Genomic DNA, 17,192 nt, shown 5'->3' on the forward strand with positions numbered 1-17,192 from the left:
TTCTTCGGTAGCTTTTTTGATTTAGCTTTAAATATTGGCAGATTGGCAACAAATTAATCAATAGAAGCTATGATTTTTTGGGGCGATCTCGTATATTGATGAGTGGGCTCACACAAGTAGTGTGATATGACAAATAGAATGTTTTATAGAATCTTTTTAGATGTTGAACGATGTGAAATTATTGCCTAGATATGATGAATATCTGGTATATCCACTCGTAAAAATCGTAGTTTTATAGAGCATTTGTGAACTTGAGATCTGGAGAGTTCGTTTAAAATGAAAGTATTAATTTTAGCTGGAGATGGAATCGGTCCTGAAATTGTAGGTCAAGCGGAGAAAGTATTAGATTGTGTGGCGAAAAAACATAATCTCGATATCACCATTGATCGTGCGCTTATTGGTGGAATTGCAATTGATGAAACAGGATATCCGTTTCCTGCTGAAACATTAGAGAAAGCAAAAGCAGCAGATGCGCTTCTTTTAGGTTCTGTAGGCGGACCAAAATATGATGGTCTTCCACGTAATATTCGTCCTGAACAAGGTCTTTTATCGATTCGTAAAGAGCTGAATCTCTTCGCAAATCTTCGCCCAGCACAAGTATTTGAAGAGCTATCTCATGCATCAAGCTTAAAAGATGAGTTGGTTGCCGGCTTAGATATTATGATCGTTCGTGAACTTACCGGCGATATCTATTTCGGTCAGCCACGTGGTATTGAAGAGCGTAATGGTGAACGTGTTGGTTTTAATACGATGATCTATTCTGAATCAGAAATTCGTCGTATTGCCCACGTTGCATTCCAAGCAGCGCAAAAGCGTGATAAACGTCTCTGCTCAATTGATAAGATGAATGTTTTGGAAGTAACGCAATTATGGCGTGATGTTGTGACAGAAGTTTCAGCGGAATATCCTGATGTAGAATTAACGCATCTTTTAGTGGATAACGCGGCAATGCAATTAGTGCGTGCACCAAAGCAATTTGATGTGATGTTAACAGGGAATATTTTTGGCGATATTTTATCGGATGAAGCGTCAATGCTCACAGGTTCTATCGGCATGTTGCCATCGGCATCGTTAGATGAAAATAACAAAGGTCTTTATGAGCCAATTCATGGTTCAGCGCCAGATATTGCCGGCAAAGATATTGCGAATCCTTTAGCGACCATTCTTTCCGTTGCGATGATGTTCCGTTACAGCTTTAATCGTAACGATATTGGCGATGAGATTGAAAATGCCGTGAAGAAAGTATTAAGCCAAGGCTACCGCACGAAAGATATCGCAAGAAGCGATGAGAAAGTGATTGGTTGTAAGGCAATGGGCGATGCGGTATTAGCAGCGTTAAATGCGTAAGTTATAGAGATATAGATCAAAAAATATCGCTAAAATAGCAGCTTATATTTAGTCTATGTTGAAGCTAGAATGAAACTCAATGGAAGCTTGATTGAAGATTAAGATCTATTTTACAGATCTCAAATAGATCTTAAATGCCTTGCCGGGCATTGTTAGCAATTTCCGGCATTTTGAGGAAAGAGTCATATTCTCTTTTCAAAATGGCATTCAATATTGAAGGATGACCCATTCATCAATGTTGTTTACTCAATCATATGAAGTTGCTTTAGCGATATGCCTTAGTGATATATTTGAAACCGTTGTCAAGGTAATAAGAATTAAGAATCAAAATTAACAGTTAGATAGCTATTTATATAGCTATCAATTGAACAGTTGATATCAGCATTGAAAATGCTGAAAGATGTTGAAAGTAAAAGTAGTTGGCGCAGTTGTCATTAGAAGTCAGTACGTTGGATATTGAAACAATATTTATTGAAATATTTTAAAGGGTAAAGTATGAAAAAGTTGGGTTTAATCGGTTGGCGTGGAATGGTTGGTTCGGTATTAATGGATCGAATGATAACGGAAAATGATTTCACCGGCATTTATACGACCTTTTTCTCAACCTCAAATGCCGGCGGTAATGCGCCTACTGTAGCAGGCGAGTTTGATCCAAAACTTCAAGATGCTTACAATATTGAAGCGCTAACTGCGCAAGATATTATTATTAGCTGCCAAGGTGGCGATTACACAACGGCAGTATTTGAAAAATTACGTGCAACGGGTTGGAATGGCTACTGGATTGACGCCGCTTCAACGCTTCGCATGGATGATAATTCTATTATTATTTTAGATCCTGTAAACCGACATATTATCGATCAGAGCATTGATAAAGGCGTTAAAAACTTCATTGGCGGTAACTGTACAGTGAGCTTAATGTTAATGGCACTTGGTTCACTCTTCAAAGAAGGTTTAGTGGATTGGGCAACGTCTATGACATACCAATCAGCTTCTGGCGCCGGTGCACAAAACATGAAAGAACTCTTAGAGCAGATGGGTTCCATTTATGGTTTAGTGGGTGCGGATTTAAATAATCCTGCAAAAAGCATTTTAGAAATTGATCAGATGATTACAGATTCTTTCCAAACGGATGCTTATCCAAAAGCACGTTTTGGTGCGCCACTTGCAGGAAGCTTAATTCCATGGATCGATTCAGAGCTTCCAAACGGACAAAGCCGTGAAGAGTGGAAAGCAATGGCGGAAACGAATAAGTTATTGCAATTAGCAAACGAAGTACCTATTGATGGAACGTGTGTTCGTGTGGGCGCAATGCGTTGTCACTCACAAGGTTTAACGGTAAAACTCAATCGTGATGTGCCGATGGCAGATCTGGAAGCGATGATTAAAGAGAGCAATCGTTGGGTGAAAGTAGTTCCAAATCATCGTGATATTACAATGCAAGAATTAACGCCGGCAGCAACTTCAGGTACGATGACAATTCCTGTAGGTCGTCTTCGTAAGATGAACATTGGACCTGAATATCTCAACGCATTTACTGTTGGCGATCAACTCCTTTGGGGAGCGGCAGAGCCACTTCGTAGAATGTTAAATATTCTTTTAGAAAGAGAAGAATCTTTAGCTTAAAAATTTCGCCTAAAGATTTAGATAAAGTTTTGATAAAAAGCCCGCTAATAGCGGGCTTTTGTTTTTTAAGGTTTCAGAGAGTTTAGATTGATGGATAGAGATCCTAAAAGATTCAATAATTTGCATTGTTGCCGTGTTGTTTAGATTTTATTCAGAAGTTATTCGGATTTGAAAATCTCAAAAGAAATCAATATTGCTGGCACAAGATATACGGAAGAATACAAGCATTCGAACCAGCTATGAATCAGCCTATATTATTGTTCAAGCCAATTTTAAGATAAAACTGAGACTGAGCGGAAATGAAAAAAGCCAACGTTTGTTGGCTTTTACTTTTATATTAACGATTATTGTTTTAGTTCAATGAAAGTCTAATAACTCAAATTTCCCAAAATACTATTTCGAGTGATTCTTATCTTTTTTACGAGGAATCCCTTGATAGTTTGTTGTGAAGCGTTGACCTTTACCGGCATTGTTTCCTGAACGAGCTTGGTGTCTGTTATTTTCACGTTCTCTGCGACTTTCTGCCGGAATGAGGCAATCTTTCCCTGAACCAATCAATTCGCCTTTGCCCATATAACGAAGGGTTTGACGAAGTAACGGCCAGTTATTGGGATCATGATAGCGTAAGAATGCTTTATGGATTTGACGGCGTTTCGGGCTTTTCGCAGTTCCTACATGCTCTGAATTATTACGAATTGGTTTGAGTGGATTACGCTCTGAGTAGTACATTGCTGTTGCAACAGACATCGGCGTTGGCATAAATCCTTGTACTTGGTCGGCACGTAGATCATGCTTTTTAAGCCATATGGCAAGATTGAGCATATCTTCATCGGTCGTTCCCGGATGAGAAGCGATGAAGTAAGGAATGAGGTATTGCTCTTTTCCGGCTTCTTTAGAGTATTTATCGAAAAGCACTTTAAACTCATCATATGCTTTCATAGAAGGCTTCATCATTTTTGACAGAGGACCTTCTTCCGTATGCTCTGGTGCAATTTTAAGATATCCGCCCACATGATGCGTCACGAGCTCTTTGATATAATCAGACTCTTTCGCCGCCAAATCATAACGGACGCCGGAAGCAATATGAATGCGTTTGACGCCATCAATCTCTCTCGCTTTTTTGTAAAGCTCGATAAGCGGTTTATGATCGGTATTGAGGTTTTGGCAAATGCCGGGATAAACACATGAGAGTTTACGGCAATGCTTTTCAATATTAGGATCTTTACACGCTAAACGGTACATGTTCGCAGTTGGACCGCCGAGATCGGAAATGTAGCCTTTAAAATCAGGATCACGATCACGAATCTCTTTAATCTCATTTAAAATGGATTTCTCAGAACGGCTCTGAATAATTCTGCCTTCATGTTCTGTAATAGAGCAGAACGTACAACCGCCGAAGCAACCGCGCATAATATTGACAGAATGTTTAATCATTTCCCAAGCGGCAATGCGTGCATCGCCGTAACTTGGATGTGGCGCACGTTCAAAGGGAAGTGCAAACACGGCATCCATTTCCGGCGTTGAGAGCGGGAATGGTGGTGGATTAATGAAGATATCTAAATCGCCGTGTTGCTGAACCATTGGTCTTGCGTTAAAAGGATTGGTTTCCAAATGCAAAATACGGCTTGCGTGAGCATATAACGTGGACGTTTTCGTCACATCTTCAAAGCTAGGAAGACGAATCGTCACATCTGTTCTACTGATATTTTCACTTTTAAGTGTGGATTGTGCTTGCGCTGCGGTTGGTGCTTCAAGCGCAACGTTTGTCCCACATTCTTCTTTCGTATTCATCGAAGTGCCGTAAGGATTAATGTATGGGTCGATTTTACCAACGTGATCGAAATGCGTTGAATCTAATTCATGGCGATCAAAGTGGTGTTTTCCGTGCGGACGAATAATAGATGAGCCGCGGATATCAGTGATCTGGTCAATGGTTTCACCACTTGCTAAACGGTGGCTTAATTCTGTAATAGAACGCTCGCCATTTCCGAAAAGAAGCATATCTGCGGCACTATCTATCAGCACAGAACGGCGAATGGTTTCATCCCAATAATCATAATGGGCAACACGGCGAAGAGAAGCTTCAATGCCACCAATCACGATCGGCGTATCTTTAAAGATTTCACGCAGTTTTTGCGTATAGACAATCACGGCACGATCAGGACGTTTCCCGTTCACATCTCCGGCAGTATATGCATCATTACGGCGAACTTTACGATCGGCTGTGTAATGATTGACCATGGAATCCATATTGCCGGAGTTTACGGCAAAATAGAGATTCGGTGTGCCAAGCTTCTCAAAATCATCAGGGCTGTTCCAGTTTGGCTGTGAAATCACGCCGACACGGAATCCTTGCGCTTCGAGAAGTCGACCTAAAATCGCCGTTCCAAAACTTGGATGATCAATATAGCTATCGCCGGTAACAAAGATAATATCGCAACTATCCCAACCTAACTCATCCATCTCTTCGCGAGTTGTCGGAAGGAAAGGGGCTGTTCCAAAACGATGAGCCCAATATTTACGATAAGAAAAAAGTGGCTTAACACCATCCATTTGACGCATATTTAAAATCCATTCCATATAACATTTTGTGAGGAATGATCATACCTTTTTTTGAAGAAAAGGTCATTCTAAATGCATCATTTAAAAGATATAAATTAGGGTGCATAACTACGTTTGAGGGAAATGGAAGAGATTTGAAGTTGTTAAGGCATCAAATTTTTTAATCTTGGAAAATTGGAAAAGAGAGAGAATATTTTGAGTAACTATTACTCGATTATTACGGGTAAATGAGAATTGAGTGCTTATGATTTGCTAGTTATTCCCAATCATGAATCTCTTTTATTTATAACTCGTTGTTTTGTATGTGATTTATAAAGGTTGTTAAATAGATAGTAGTGAGAGATATTTGGGAATCAATGTTGTTTGTAACTTGCTGATTATAGAGATTAATCTCGATTCGTAAAGCCGAGGGGAATTGCCTATACTATGAAAGGTACATTAAGTGTTATTTAGTAAAATATTTAATAAATTTATTAAAATTTATGAATCAAAACATAAAAAGGAATTCATTATGAAAGGGAATAAAGAAGTTATCGATTACTTAAACGTTCTATTAGCGGGCGAGTTAGCGGCAAGGGATCAATATTTTATTCACTCTTCAATGTATGAAGAATGGGGATATACAAAGCTTTATGAGCGTATTTTCCATGAAATGGATGATGAAACGAGCCATGCAAAACTCATTATTACAAGAATTTTGATGCTTGAAGGCACACCAAAAATGGTTCCAGATCAAATTCATATTGGTGCAACGGTTGAAGAGATGCTTCAGAGCGATTTAAATCTTGAGCTTTCAGTACGTGAAGCCTTGAAAAAAGGGATTGCGCTTTGTGAAGAGAAGCAAGATTACGTGACGCGCGATATGTTAGTAGTTCAGTTGAAAGATACTGAAGAAGATCATGCGCATTGGTTAGAGCAACAACTTCGTTTAATCAAAACAATCTCATTACCGTTATATCTTCAAAGAGAATTAGCGTAAGAGATTAGTTGTAGATCTTTTCTCCGGTAGATTCATTGATGATTGTATGTTCTATGAAGTTTTATCAGTATCGAAGTTCATTGAAGCAATCATCAGTGATGATGAATATATCAGTATAAAGGAAATATCAAATGAAGATTGAACGCACGGTTTTAGTACATTTGAATAAAGTATTGGGACAATATTTAATCTCAATTAACCAATATTTTTTGCATGCGCGTATTTTAAAGAATTGGGGTTTTGAAGGCTTAGGGCATCCAATTTATAAAAAATCCATTGAAGATATGAAAGAATCTGACGATGTCATTGAACGCATTCTTTTATTGGAAGGATTGCCAAATCTTCAGGAACTTGGAAAGCTTTTTATCGGCGAAGATGTGCCGGAAATCTTGAAGTGCGATTTAGTTCGAGAAATGCAGAAGCATTCTGTATTAGTAGAAGCCATTGCACATTTTGAAGAAGTACAAGATTACGTATCTCGCGATCTTCTTGAAAAAATGTTAGATGAAAGTGAAGAATATATCGATTGGATCGAAACGCAACAAGATAATATCGAAACTCTAGGTTTGGAAATCTACTTGCAGAATGCAATTGAGAAATAATTAGAAAATCTAGTAAGATAAGAATTTAACGAGAAAAGCTCAGAATCATCAATGATCCTGAGCTTTTTTATGTTTGGGTGTTTTATATCTTTTATGGATATTATGAAATCAGTTTAAGAAAGTTTCAATGATCAAATTTAGGCTGATTCATCGCTAGTTCGAATGTTGGTATTCTTTTGAATATCCCATATCAGTAATTTTGATCTTTTTTAGGGTTTTAAACCAAAAAGAGTATAAATTTTTTAACGAATTAACGAAGTTCGTAAGCTTGAGGAACAGGAATATTTTGATTCATCGGTGATGCTTCTCCTGGAAGAAAGCTTTTTGCGATATCTGCGCATGAACCACAACCTGTAGCAACCCCAAGCTTTGCTTGTAAGGTTTCAAAATCGGCAACGCCATTTTCAACTGCTTCAACGATATCTTTATCGGTAATCCCATTGCAAAGACAAATATACATGATTAATTCCTCTTATTAACGATGTTTTACGCATATTAATAGTAATTATTCTTATTTGCAAGTAGTAAGTGATTGGCATAGAGTTCTATTACTGAAGAGATCTTAATTGGGAATCTGAACTAAGCAGATAAAATCTGCTATTTTGGGAGTTTTTTAGGCAGAGATACGGCATTTTATTTTCACGAGCTTTTGTTTTCTTTCTTGAGTTAGATCATTTAAAATGGCGCATTACAGAGTTTAGTTATATTTGAAATTTATCGAGATCGTTGTAGATATTAATAGGAAATCATGTCGAAAATGGAACAGAATTGGGATCATTCGCAAGCGCTTCGAGAAAAACTTTGGCAACGTGGGGAAGTCTTTAGAACTATTCGGGAGTATTTCTATCAAGAAAAAGTGGTAGAGGTCGATACGCCGATTATGAGCCAATTTGGAAATCCTGATCCGGCGCTGTTGAATTTTATTGCCACTTATAATGGTCCTGGAGTGCTTCACAATGCACCGATGTTTCTCATTACCTCGCCGGAATATCATATGAAACGCCTTTTAGCGGAGGGTTCAGGTTCTTGTTATTACTTGGGAAAAGTATTTCGAGATGGAGAAATCAGTCGCCGGCATAATCCTGAGTTCACGATGCTTGAATGGTATCGCTTAGATTACACCTTAGAAATGTTGATGGAAGAAGTTGTCACGCTGATTCAGACGATTTCTCAGCAAACTTTAGCAGTAGAATATTATAGCTATTTGGAAGCATTTAACACGATTTTACAAGTGAATCCTTTTGAGATGGATTTGCCGGCATTAACGGCATTGATCGAAGATCAGGGAATAGAGCTAACCTTTGAATTACGAGATCGAGATGAAGCGCTCGATTTAATCGTGTCGCATTTGATTGAACCGAAATTTGATCCAAAAAAAATCACGGTGCTCTACCATTATCCGGCATCACAAGCATCGCTTTCTAAGATCGTGGAAGTGGATGGTTACCAAGTCGGAAAGCGTTTCGAAGCGTATTGGAAAGGGCTAGAGCTTGCCAATGGTTATGAAGAGCTCACAAATAGCAAAGAGCAGAGGGAAAGATTTCTCGCTGAAAACATCCAACGAGAAACGATCGGTTATCAAGCGGTGCCAATTGATGAATTATTGTTGGAAAGTTTAGATCAAGTGCCATTTTGCAGTGGCGTTGCCGTAGGGGTTGATCGCTTATTAATGGCGATGAATAATCAGCAAGAGATTAAAGATGTGATTAGCTTCGGGTTTGAAGCATCCTAGTACCGAAATCGAAATAGGTTTCATAGAAGTTTTACAATCGATGAGATGAAAAGGATTCTGAAAAGAATCCTTTTTTTGTGGATCCGTTTAAAAAAGATCCTTTAAAAAAGAGAGAAGCTATAGAAAAAATAGGCTTCAAGCATAGATTTCAATTTAGTTGTTAACTGGTTGATTTTATTTATCAATATGAAATAAGTTCTTAGTCATATCTATCTATTCACTATCTATTTATTTCTTATTTTTATTTTATCTGTAATTTCTGTATTGACAGAAATTTGAAAAACAAATAGAGTGATCTTCATAGTTTTCAAACCATGAAAGTAAACGATGAAAATAAATGATGAAAGCAGGTACTGAAAGGAGCGATGTATGATTATTTTATTGGGACGAACAGGAATGATCGGGAATGCGCTGTATCAATCTTTGATTGCTCAAGGAAAAGAAATTTGGGCGCCGAGTAGAGCATGGCTTTCAGAGTTTGATAAAGATGTAAGCGGGCGTTACGAGTTGGAACTTCGTGCTTATCTTACGGCAGATACGATGATTATTAATACGCTCGGTTTATCGCCAGCAATTGGTGATAGAAAACAGAAAGCGCTGTATGAAAGGCTCTTAAAATTTTTTAAAATTGCAGTATCTGCGCGTATTGGGAGAATTCTTTCTTTATCCGCTCTGAGCCATTATGCGGATTACGCCAAAATTCCGTATTTGAAATATAAATATCAGCTAGATCAATGGTTGCTCACAATGCATGAAGCGAGTTACATCATTAAACCTTCGTTAGTTTATGCGGAAAATGGCGCAAGTACGCGATTTTTTCAAAGATTAAGCCAAATGCCGGTAATAATGCTTCCGAAAATGCCGGAAACCTTATGTTCTATCGGCAATGCACGCTCTTTTGAAAATCAAAATTTAAATCAAGAACAATATTCCGTATCTCCGATTCAGCTTGAAGACTTGATTGTGTTTATAGAAAAGCTGATGTTTGGGGATTTTAATGCCGGCACTTATGAAGTAGGAAGTGAAGATATTACTATTGAGAATTATCTCCGGCAGTTTAATTCAAAATTGAAAGTTCAGACCATTTCGGAGCGAGCTTTTCAAATTGCGATGAATGCCTTTGGCATCATTCAGCCAAAGATTGCCGGAAATCATGCCTATCAATTATTAAAAGCGGGAAGTACGCCGAAAGATAACCGATTTGCAGAAGTGGTAGGGCGCAAAGCGTTGTTGCCGGTAATTAATAATGAAAGTCAAAAGCATGACGAAAAATGCGAACAGGTTTCGGAGAGATTACTAAAAGAGAAAGGAGTACAAAATGAACATTGTGAACAATGATAGGGCGCGTTCCATGATGAATATCTGCCGAATCACATTAGGAATTACGTTTATAGGATCAGGTTTAATCCCGTTATTTCTAAGCGATCCTGTGATGAGATTAACACTTCTCCATTCGTTTCCATTTCCGGTTGCTTGGCATGAAATGCTTTTTTATGGATTGGTCGCAATGGATGTTATCTGCGGAATTTGGGTCTTGATCAAGCCATCCAAAACCATTATTCAGCTATTAATGATTGTGATTGCCGGCTATACGATTTTGATGACGCTATTTTCTCCGGAAGTTTGGCAAGATCCGTTTAGTTCTATGTTGAAAAATTTGCCGATTTTAGTGCTCTGTTATTTCTTTCTGATTCTACAAAAGGAGGTTCAAGATGTTCGATAGCTATTTTGTGTTGAAATATCTCCATATTATCTCGGCGATGTTAATGGTGGGAACGGGCTTTGGTAGTGCGCTCTATGTCTTTTTCTCCAATCGTTTTGGCAATCTTGCATCGCAATATTTCACCAATAGAATGGTGGTTTTTTGTGATTGGGCGATTACAACGCCGGCAGTGATTATTCAGCCGATTACGGGATTGATGCTTGGGGAAAGAATGGGAATGAGCTTTAGTTCAGATTGGTTTATCAATGTCTATATTCTCTATTTTTTAATTGGCATTGCGTGGTTGCCGGTAGTTTGGTTTCAAATTCAGATGAAAAAAATGACCGATCGCGCGTATTTACATAATGAACCTTTAGATTCCCGTTATAAGCGCTATCAATATTGCTGGGAAAGTTTGGGATATATCGGCTTTACCGGCGCTGTATTGATTTTTTATATTATGGTCACAAAGATGCCATTCATCACTTTTTAGAAAAAATGGGAATAGTGAGAATAGAGCAATAAGTTATTTTGTTTCATGTAGTTATTTTGGTTTAAAACTCTAAAAGGATCGATATTACTGGCACGAGATATTCAGAAGCATGCAAGCATTCGATTCAGCGATGACTTAGCCTTGATTTACAATGAAACTTTTTAAAACTTGAGAAATTTGCAAGCGATAAAAACCCCAAATGGACAAAATCCTTTTGGGGTTCTTCATTTAGATTTATCGCTTCATATTTCGATAAAGAGCTTTATGGGGATAATCAGATAATCGATTTTGATTACTTTTTATCGGATGCAATTTTGTTGCGAATATTTTGTGAACGTTTTGCAGAAGAAGGATGAGAACTTAAGAGTGAGCTACCGCTTCCAAGTTTATCAAACGCTGTTGCAATACCTTCGGGATTAAGGTTACGTTTCTTCAAATATTCGTAAGAGTAGTTATCGGCATCTAATTCTTGTGATTGCGAGAATTGAGAATTCACCAATTTTTCTGCTAAGTCACCGAGCTGTGATTGGCTAAGAGCTGAAACAGCACTATTTGAAGATTTCGCAACGGCACTTCGTGCGATTTCTGCACCGTAAGCAACTTGCATACTTCTTTTCGAGTGCCCAAGTGCAACGTGACCTAGTTCATGACCTAAAATGCCTTGGATTTCATTGTCATTCATTTTATCCATTAAACCGCTATAAACACGAACACAACCATTTGCCATCGCCCAAGCATTCACATCTGGCGTTAAGTATACTTTATAGCTGATTGCAGTACCATCCACATTACGTCCAAGCGCATTAGCAATTTTATTTAGGCGTTTTGTATATTGGCTATTTGCCGGTGCAATTTTAGATTGAGCATCTAATTGGGCACAGGATTTATTACTCAGTTCTTTAACATCTTGATCCGATAAGCTCATTGCTTGTGCACTTTGTGTTCCTAAACTCAATGCATCATCTAGAGAGAGTGTTTTACATCCAGCCATTGTTAAGAGTACAGCTGATGATAAGAGTAATAGTTTGTATGGTTTCATAATGATCCTTTGGTTTTAAGTTTTGTATTTAATCAATGAAATGTTCGATGGAATAGGTTGAATCGGTAGAGGTCGAGATTGTTATAAATGACGACGAACAATCTCCGCATCTCTATATTTTTGTTTTAATAAAATTCAACGAATTACATTCTATTTAAAATACTTAACAAGTAAAACTAAAGGGTTATTATCATGTTCAATATTGATTTAAATCATAAGCTATTAATAATATGAATAGTTGGATTATCTATACATGGAAATAGATATATGGTTGGTAGAACTTCTATGACTCTTCTTTTCTCGCACCAAGAATAAACTTCATTAAACCTGAGCTTGTTTTGAAGAGGCGTTTTAAGCCTTTTGCCGAGAATCCGAGCATTTGATCGCTCACTTTAATTAAAGAATGTAATAACTCAGCACTCTCTTTAGTTCTCTCTTGGAAGACCTTTCTTTCATTTTTAAACTCGGGATCATTCATGAGATTTGTAAGCATGATTTCAGTAGGTTTAAGTTCCTGCTCAATGCGCTCTTTGGCAATAATCTTTAAGAGCTCCCAAACGTCGCCGGAGGTTTCAAAGTAATCTTTACGGTCATTAAGAACATGTAATCGTTTTACAAGACCTAAACGCTCCAATTCTTTAATGCTATTACTACTATTTGAGCGTGCAATGCCTAAAGTTTCACATACAGCTTCAGCACTCATTGGTTCGCCTTGAATAAAGAGCAGGGCATGAATTTGCGCAACGGTACGATTCACACCCCAACGACTGCCCATTTCCCCCCAATGGAGAATAAACTCTAATTCTTTAGGGGTTAGTTTGTTATCACAATCCATCTGTATTTCTCCCATTTTTTTATCATTTATCCCGAGTAATTCTCAAGATGATTATCAGAAACTATGATAACAAATTTCTCTACTTTCAGTCACGAATGAAATATAAGAAATGGATTGTGATTTGAGATGCTTTTACCAGTGCTTCGGGAATTGATAATCTGGAAATTGCGCGTAACTATAGTTTTTAAATTCTTTGGAATTAAAACTTTCGATAACATCTTGTACCCAAGATTCTTGCTGATCCTTTTCTCGAATCACTCCCCAATTGATGTATAGATCATTAGGTTCCAGGGATAAGCTATCTGAAATTTTTAAACCCGAGTTCAGTGCAGCGCCGCCATTAATGGCACCAAATGCAGCGTCTTTAAGCGCTCTTGGTAAAAGATCAGATTGTAACTCTTTAATATCTAAGTTGAGAGGGTTATTGATGATATCTAATTTCGAAACTTTTAGCGGGTCGATATTAGGCGTTAATTCAATCCAGCCTAAATCTTGTAAGATAACTAATGCTCTTCCATAACTACTAGGATCGTTCGGAACGATAATCGTATCTCCTGCTTGGATATCATTGAGCTGTTGGCGTTGCCCGGCATAAATTGCGAAAGGTGCGTTAGGAACTTGAAAGGCTTCAATGAGTTCATGGCCCGTTCTTTCTCGATATCCTCTTAAGTAAGGCACATGTTGGAAAATATTAACATCAATGCTTCCTTCATTGAGCGCATTATTCAATTGAATACCATCTGTAAATTCTAAAAGCGTGACTTTATAGCCTTTATTTTCCAATTGAGGGATGATCGAATCCCTTACCATGTCTGAGAAATGGCCAAACGATGTTCCAAATCGTATTTCTTGTGGCGCGTCATCTTTGTTAAAGCAGGCTACGAGTAACAGTGGGAAAAGGAATGTAGAAAGAAGTATTTTTATATAATTTTTCATAGAAGAGTACTCACTAGATATAAGGTAAATAAAGGACCAATTTGGATGTTTATCTAGTAATACCTTTAATATTTACAATAATCAATAAAATTATGTACAAAAAATATATGTTTTGTATTTTGTGCAATTTGAGATTCATAAGAACGCAATAAAAAACCCTAGTCGCATTGCTTCTAGGGCTGAGTTTATTTTTGTATCTGTATCTGTATCTGTACTTATGATAACTCTATTGGTTAAAACCGTTATCTTCTTCCTCATCATCTTTGATCTGTGCTTTATCAAATGCAAGACGGGAGTTTAGGCGAAGTACGGCATTATCAAAACGTCTTTGATCAGTTCTATTACGGATTTCAAGTCTTGGTACTTGTGTTGGTTTGCCGTTATCGTTGATCGCAACCATTGTGAAGTAACAGCTGTTGGTGTGACGAACTTCACGAGTTTTGATATTTTTCGCTTCAACACGAACGCCAATTTCCATAGAAGTACGGCCAACGTAGTTGACGTTTGCGTGGAATGTGACTAACTCTTGGACATAGATTGGCTGTTTGAAGACAACTTTATCTACTGAAAGCGTTACAACATAGCTTCCGGCATATTGGCTAGCACAGGCATATGCAACTTGATCTAGTAATTTAAGGATGTTTCCCCCGTGGATATTTCCGGAGAAATTCACCATATCAGGTGTCATTAGAACGGTCATGCTCAATTCACGAGTTGGTGTTTTTGTATTAATCATTTTTCCTATCTCATTCCAAGTCAATAAAAGGTATAATCGCTCTCTATTATAGTGGGTTATTTTGAAATCAATACAGCGATTGCCCATTTTTTTTATATATCGCAGTGATTCTTGAATTGAATCAACTCTTTGCGCCTATTTTCTGCGCCTAATTTATACCACAATAAAATATTTCGGCAAGATAAATGAGTTATTTAGAAAAATTAAACAAAAGTCAGTATGAAGCAGTGACAGCACCGATTGGTCCTGTCCGTGTATTAGCAGGAGCGGGTTCTGGTAAGACGCGAGTCTTAATTTCCCGAATTGCATGGTTATTAGAAACTGAACAATCAGATGCCTACGGCATTCTTGCAGTAACCTTTACCAATAAAGCCGCTTTTGAAATGCGCACACGATTAGAAGATACGTTACGATTCTCCGTTCGTGGCATGTGGATTGGCACGTTCCATTCCCTTTGTCACCGGATGTTAAGAGCGCATGCGAAAGAAGCGAACTTAGTGGAGAATTTTCAAATTTTAGATAGTGATGATCAGACAAGATTATGCCGAAGAGTGATTCGGGCGCGTAAATTTGATGAAAAGCTCTATCAACCGAAGATTCTGGCAACCTTTATTAATGGGCATAAAGAGGAAGGACGTAGAGCACAACACATCGAATCTTATAATGATGCCTTTACACATAATCTCATAGAGCTCTATAAAGATTACCAAGCGCTATGTGATCAATCAGGATTAGTGGATTTCTCAGAAATTCTGCTTCGCACTTTAGAGATGCTTCGAACAAATCCGGCACTTTTAAAGCATTATCAAGAACGCTTTAAATTTATCTTAGTGGATGAGTTTCAAGATACGAACAGTGTGCAATATGCATGGTTGCAGATTTTAGCCGGTAAACATCATAACTTATTTGTGGTAGGAGATGATGATCAGTCGATCTATGGCTGGCGTGGTGCGAAAATTGAAAACATTCTGCATTTTGATGAACATTTTGAAGACGTGACAACGGTTCGATTAGAACAAAACTATCGTTCTACCAAAGCGATTTTGGAAGCGGCGAATCATGTCATCGAAAAAAATGCCGATCGCTTAGATAAAAGATTATGGACTGAGAATGAATCTGATCAGCCCATTATCGCTTACCGTGGCACAGATGGTTATGATGAAGCGCGTTTTGTGGTAGAAACCATTAAAGATAAGGTCAAAGAAGGTTACCGCAAATCGGATATGGCGATTCTGTATCGTTCGAATGCGCAATCTCGTCTATTTGAAGAGCTATTACTGCGTGGGCAGGTGCCGTATCGGGTTTATGGCGGTTTACGCTTCTTTGATCGTGCAGAAATTAAAGATATCATGGCATTTCTCCGTATGGTCATTAACCCAAAAGATGATGTATCGTTAGAGAGAACTATGACAACGCCGCCGAAAGGCATCGGTCAAGCGACCATTGAGATGATTCGCGTGAATGCGGTGCAAAATCGAGTATCTCTATGGGAATCGATGCAACTGCTATTAGAGAGCCAAACGCTGACAACAAGAGCGCATAATGTGCTTCTTGCGTACTATGAGTTAATGACGGATCTTCAGCAAAAAATTCAAACGATGAAGTTAGATGAGTTCTTTGGGTATGCAATCGAGCAGAGCGGTTTAAAACCGCATTACAAGAAGGAACCTCTCAACCGAGGGGAAGATCGTATCGATAACCTCAATGAGCTTATTACGGCGGCAGAATACTTCATGATGAGTGATCAGATTGAGCTTGCCTTCACAGAAGAGCTTGTAGATGTAAAATCGCTCACAACGGCCGAGCAATTAGATGCCTTTATGGGACAAACATCATTAGATTCGAGTGATAATCAGGCGGAAGCGGATGAAGATTCTGTTCAGCTTATGACGCTTCATGCATCGAAAGGTTTGGAGTTTCCAATCGTCTTTTTAGTCGGCATGGAAGATGGCATGTTTCCAAGTGATGCGGCAATCAATGAGATTGGACGGATAGAGGAAGAGCGAAGATTGGCGTATGTCGGCATTACAAGAGCCGAGAAAATTCTCTATATGCTAGGTGCAGAGCAGCGCATGATTTATGGGAAAACCTTAAGAATGCCGGCATCCCGGTTCTTACGTGATATTCCAGATCACTTAATTCAAGCGATTGGTCCCGCTATTGAAATTCGTCAAACGCTTGGCGGCTACGGTACAGGATCTTCCAGTTACGGCGGTTATAATTCTCAATCGGTTGCCGCAAGAACCCGAAATACGGCAAAGCTTGATGACAATATTGAGGGATATAAAATCGGTCAATTTGTGGAGCACGCGAAATTTGGTGATGGTGTAATTCAAGGATTTGAAGGAACCGGCGCAAGTACAAGAGTGATTGTAGAGTTCTCTAAATCAGGTAGAAAGGTGCTTGTTTTAAGTTATGCTAATTTAACCGTTTTATAATGTGTTTATGAATTTTATCTTTAATCTCTATCCTAATCTCTATATCGGAATAGGGTATATAGGCATAGAGATACTGATACCAACAGACACGAAAGGGACGTAAAGTTATTTTTGAGAATGGAAATGGCGCGTTGTATAAATCGATATGAAGTCTTTTTAAAGAGAAAG

General features: G+C 38.2%; 15 protein-coding genes. 9 read left to right on the forward strand and 6 right to left on the reverse strand.

Going from position 1 to position 17,192, the window contains the following annotated elements; genetic code table 11:
• The first annotated feature begins 276 nt into the window (after window positions 1–276).
• Both leuB and asd read left to right on the forward strand, forming a co-directional pair.
• Window positions 277–1,347 (forward strand): 3-isopropylmalate dehydrogenase, encoded by a 1,071-nt coding sequence (gene leuB / locus ACYSN2_RS09590; protein ID WP_461750036.1) that lies wholly within the window; start codon window positions 277–279, stop codon window positions 1,345–1,347.
• A 495-nt stretch (window positions 1,348–1,842) separates the two neighbouring features.
• A complete protein-coding gene (gene asd, locus ACYSN2_RS09595; protein ID WP_461750037.1) occupies window positions 1,843–2,970 on the forward strand; it encodes an aspartate-semialdehyde dehydrogenase in 1,128 nt (375 codons plus the stop codon).
• A 393-nt stretch (window positions 2,971–3,363) separates the two neighbouring features.
• Here the strand turns inward: asd and ACYSN2_RS09600 are convergent, their stop codons facing one another.
• The gene (locus ACYSN2_RS09600) at window positions 3,364–5,523 is read right to left on the reverse strand and encodes a YgiQ family radical SAM protein (protein WP_461750065.1); all 2,160 of its coding nucleotides are present in this window, start codon (window positions 5,521–5,523) and stop codon (window positions 3,364–3,366) included.
• A gap of 520 nt (window positions 5,524–6,043) precedes the next feature.
• On the opposite strand from ACYSN2_RS09600, the gene bfr (ACYSN2_RS09605) reads away from it, so the two are divergent.
• Both bfr (ACYSN2_RS09605) and bfr (ACYSN2_RS09610) read left to right on the forward strand, forming a co-directional pair.
• Complete coding sequence (gene bfr, locus ACYSN2_RS09605) at window positions 6,044–6,511, forward strand: bacterioferritin (protein ID WP_461750038.1); 468 nt, start codon at window positions 6,044–6,046, stop codon at window positions 6,509–6,511.
• A 131-nt stretch (window positions 6,512–6,642) separates the two neighbouring features.
• Window positions 6,643–7,113 (forward strand): bacterioferritin, encoded by a 471-nt coding sequence (bfr, locus tag ACYSN2_RS09610; protein WP_461750039.1) that lies wholly within the window; start codon window positions 6,643–6,645, stop codon window positions 7,111–7,113.
• Window positions 7,114–7,363: 250 nt separating this feature from the next.
• Here bfr (ACYSN2_RS09610) and ACYSN2_RS09615 read toward each other — a convergent pair whose 3' ends face one another.
• Window positions 7,364–7,573, reverse strand: coding sequence for a bacterioferritin-associated ferredoxin (locus tag ACYSN2_RS09615; protein ID WP_461750040.1), 210 nt, complete (start codon window positions 7,571–7,573; stop codon window positions 7,364–7,366).
• A gap of 297 nt (window positions 7,574–7,870) precedes the next feature.
• Here ACYSN2_RS09615 and epmA point away from each other — a divergent pair, with 297 nt between their 5' ends.
• The 4 genes from epmA to ACYSN2_RS09635 all read left to right on the forward strand — a co-directional run bounded on the left by epmA (window position 7,871) and on the right by ACYSN2_RS09635 (window position 11,040).
• A complete protein-coding gene (epmA, locus tag ACYSN2_RS09620) occupies window positions 7,871–8,845 on the forward strand; it encodes an EF-P lysine aminoacylase EpmA (protein WP_461750041.1) in 975 nt (324 codons plus the stop codon).
• A 369-nt stretch (window positions 8,846–9,214) separates the two neighbouring features.
• On the forward strand, window positions 9,215–10,183 hold the full coding sequence (locus ACYSN2_RS09625) for a hypothetical protein (protein ID WP_461750042.1): 969 nt from the start codon (window positions 9,215–9,217) through the stop codon (window positions 10,181–10,183).
• Window positions 10,164–10,568: a DoxX-like family protein gene (locus ACYSN2_RS09630; RefSeq protein ID WP_461750043.1), complete on the forward strand. Its 405-nt coding sequence runs from the start codon at window positions 10,164–10,166 to the stop codon at window positions 10,566–10,568. The genes ACYSN2_RS09625 and ACYSN2_RS09630 overlap by 20 nt, the downstream gene beginning before the upstream one ends.
• Entirely contained in the window at window positions 10,558–11,040 is a 483-nt protein-coding gene (locus ACYSN2_RS09635) for a DUF2269 family protein (RefSeq protein ID WP_461750044.1), read from the forward strand. The genes ACYSN2_RS09630 and ACYSN2_RS09635 overlap by 11 nt, the downstream gene beginning before the upstream one ends.
• A gap of 292 nt (window positions 11,041–11,332) precedes the next feature.
• On the opposite strand, the gene ACYSN2_RS09640 is transcribed toward ACYSN2_RS09635, so the two are convergent.
• The 4 genes from ACYSN2_RS09640 to ACYSN2_RS09655 form a co-directional block, all read right to left on the reverse strand.
• Window positions 11,333–12,079, reverse strand: coding sequence for a M48 family metalloprotease (locus tag ACYSN2_RS09640; RefSeq protein WP_461750045.1), 747 nt, complete (start codon window positions 12,077–12,079; stop codon window positions 11,333–11,335).
• A gap of 283 nt (window positions 12,080–12,362) precedes the next feature.
• Window positions 12,363–12,914 carry a GbsR/MarR family transcriptional regulator gene (locus ACYSN2_RS09645; protein ID WP_461750046.1) on the reverse strand — a complete coding sequence of 184 codons (552 nt, stop codon included), beginning with the start codon at window positions 12,912–12,914 and terminating at the stop codon, window positions 12,363–12,365.
• Window positions 12,915–13,046: 132 nt separating this feature from the next.
• On the reverse strand, window positions 13,047–13,850 hold the full coding sequence (locus ACYSN2_RS09650) for a MetQ/NlpA family ABC transporter substrate-binding protein (RefSeq protein WP_461750047.1): 804 nt from the start codon (window positions 13,848–13,850) through the stop codon (window positions 13,047–13,049).
• Between the two features lie 226 nt (window positions 13,851–14,076).
• Entirely contained in the window at window positions 14,077–14,586 is a 510-nt protein-coding gene (locus ACYSN2_RS09655; protein ID WP_461750048.1) for an acyl-CoA thioesterase, read from the reverse strand.
• Window positions 14,587–14,771: 185 nt separating this feature from the next.
• Here ACYSN2_RS09655 and ACYSN2_RS09660 point away from each other — a divergent pair, with 185 nt between their 5' ends.
• Window positions 14,772–17,024, forward strand: a complete 2,253-nt coding sequence (locus tag ACYSN2_RS09660) for a UvrD-helicase domain-containing protein (RefSeq protein ID WP_461750049.1) — start codon at window positions 14,772–14,774, stop codon at window positions 17,022–17,024.
• Window positions 17,025–17,192 lie beyond the last annotated feature (168 nt).

It is taken from the genome of Ignatzschineria sp. LJL83, from assembly GCF_054871845.1.

Bases quoted from the DNA above. Each gene is read 5' to 3' on its own strand.
- leuB (WP_461750036.1), top strand. From the start codon at position 277: ATGAAAGTATTAATTTTAGCTGGAGATGGAATCGGTCCTGAAATTGTA.
- asd (WP_461750037.1), top strand. From the start codon at position 1,843: ATGAAAAAGTTGGGTTTAATCGGTTGGCGTGGAATGGTTGGTTCGGTA.
- ACYSN2_RS09600 (WP_461750065.1), bottom strand. From the start codon at position 5,523: ATGGATGGTGTTAAGCCACTTTTTTCTTATCGTAAATATTGGGCTCAT.
- bfr (WP_461750038.1), top strand. From the start codon at position 6,044: ATGAAAGGGAATAAAGAAGTTATCGATTACTTAAACGTTCTATTAGCG.
- bfr (WP_461750039.1), top strand. From the start codon at position 6,643: ATGAAGATTGAACGCACGGTTTTAGTACATTTGAATAAAGTATTGGGA.
- ACYSN2_RS09615 (WP_461750040.1), bottom strand. From the start codon at position 7,573: ATGTATATTTGTCTTTGCAATGGGATTACCGATAAAGATATCGTTGAA.
- epmA (WP_461750041.1), top strand. From the start codon at position 7,871: ATGGAACAGAATTGGGATCATTCGCAAGCGCTTCGAGAAAAACTTTGG.
- ACYSN2_RS09625 (WP_461750042.1), top strand. From the start codon at position 9,215: ATGATTATTTTATTGGGACGAACAGGAATGATCGGGAATGCGCTGTAT.
- ACYSN2_RS09630 (WP_461750043.1), top strand. From the start codon at position 10,164: ATGAACATTGTGAACAATGATAGGGCGCGTTCCATGATGAATATCTGC.
- ACYSN2_RS09635 (WP_461750044.1), top strand. From the start codon at position 10,558: ATGTTCGATAGCTATTTTGTGTTGAAATATCTCCATATTATCTCGGCG.
- ACYSN2_RS09640 (WP_461750045.1), bottom strand. From the start codon at position 12,079: ATGAAACCATACAAACTATTACTCTTATCATCAGCTGTACTCTTAACA.
- ACYSN2_RS09645 (WP_461750046.1), bottom strand. From the start codon at position 12,914: ATGGATTGTGATAACAAACTAACCCCTAAAGAATTAGAGTTTATTCTC.
- ACYSN2_RS09650 (WP_461750047.1), bottom strand. From the start codon at position 13,850: ATGAAAAATTATATAAAAATACTTCTTTCTACATTCCTTTTCCCACTG.
- ACYSN2_RS09655 (WP_461750048.1), bottom strand. From the start codon at position 14,586: ATGATTAATACAAAAACACCAACTCGTGAATTGAGCATGACCGTTCTA.
- ACYSN2_RS09660 (WP_461750049.1), top strand. From the start codon at position 14,772: ATGAGTTATTTAGAAAAATTAAACAAAAGTCAGTATGAAGCAGTGACA.